The 1381-nt window shown below is 73.6% G+C and carries 2 protein-coding genes; both read left to right on the forward strand.

The features are described from left to right. A partial coding sequence (locus DEIPI_RS0116405) for a cysteine protease StiP domain-containing protein (RefSeq protein ID WP_027482484.1) occupies window positions 1–534 on the forward strand: 534 nt, incomplete at its 5' end. Between the two features lie 14 nt (window positions 535–548). Next, a partial coding sequence (locus tag DEIPI_RS31885) for an HpcH/HpaI aldolase/citrate lyase family protein (protein ID WP_045234526.1) occupies window positions 549–1381 on the forward strand: 833 nt, incomplete at its 3' end.

Consider the following 1381-nt stretch of genomic DNA (forward strand, 5'->3'; position numbering starts at 1 on the left):
CTGCACGTCCTGAGCGACCCGGCCGGGTCGGCGGCCTCCTGCGCCACGCGCGCGGACGTGCTCGTCCCGAACGCGATGCTCGGCGCGACCGTCGCGGGGCTCGTGTCACGGACGGTGCTGCCCGACCGGCCGGGGGAGCTGCACGGCGCGGCGTTCCTGGAGCACCTCGCGCCGCACGACGTCACCCGCCACTTTCTCGACACGGTCGGGGCGCACCTCACGGGGGCCGACGACGCTGACCTGCCCGAACCCTCGCCCGCGAAGGACGCGGCGGCCCGTGCACGCGCCTTCCTGGAGGACGCGCAGGTCCGCTACGGCCCCAGGCCCGTGAACCACGTCAAGCCCGGGCTGGGAGAGGCGACGCGGGTGCTGCTGCGCCGCGCGCCCCAGCTGCTTCTCGTCCGCGACGAACACGCCCCCGGGACGCGGCACCTCCTCGACCTCGCGCGCGAACGCGGCGTGGAGATCACCGTCCGCACGGACATGCCGTACGAGGCGTGCGCCCTCATCAAGAGCCTCGACCTCGACCCCTGACCCCGGAGATCACCATGGAGAATCCCGCCCTGCGGCTCGGCGCGAGCCTGTACGTGCCCGCCACCCGTCCCGACCTCGGTCTCATCGGCAACGGCGAGCGTCTGCCGGACGCGCGCTCGGTCATCTTCTGCACGGAGGACGCCGTCAGCGACGCGGACCTGCCGCGCGCCCTCTCGAACCTCACGGCGGCCCTGTCCGAGTTCGCGCCGCGCCCCGCCGAGCGGCCCCTGCGGTTCGTCCGTCCCCGCTCGGACCGCGTGCTCGCGACGCTGCTCGCCACGCCCGGCATCTACAACGTGGACGGCTTCGTCCTGCCGAAGGTGACGCCCGCGAGCGCCGCCACCACACTCGACCTGCTCGCGGGCTCGCCCTTCCGCGCCATGATCACGGTGGAAACGCCGGAGGCGTTCTCGACCCGCGAGATGGAACGCCTCCGGGACGTGGTGCTCGAATCCCGCGCGGACGTGCTGTCGGTCCGTGTCGGAGGCAACGACCTGCTCAACCTGCTCGGCATGCGCCGCGAGCGGGGCGTCACCGCGTACGAGACGCCGCTCGGCGCGGTCGTGGATCGGCTCGTCGGCGTGTTCCGGCCCTTCGGCGTCAACGTCAGCGCGCCCGTCTACGACTTCACGGACGACGCGGTCACGCTCGCGCGTGAGGCCCGCGAGGACCTGCGGCGCGGCACCTTCGGCAAGACCGCCATCCACCCCGACCAGATCTCCGTGATCGAGGCGGCGTACGTCGTGACGCGCGAGGACGTCGTCGCGGCCGAGCGGATCCTCGCGCCCGACGCGCCCGCCGTGTTCCGCGTGGGCGGGATGATGTGCGAGCCCGCCACGCACCGCCA

This window comes from Deinococcus pimensis DSM 21231 (assembly GCF_000519345.1).
GTDB classification, from domain to species: domain Bacteria; phylum Deinococcota; class Deinococci; order Deinococcales; family Deinococcaceae; genus Deinococcus_A; species Deinococcus_A pimensis.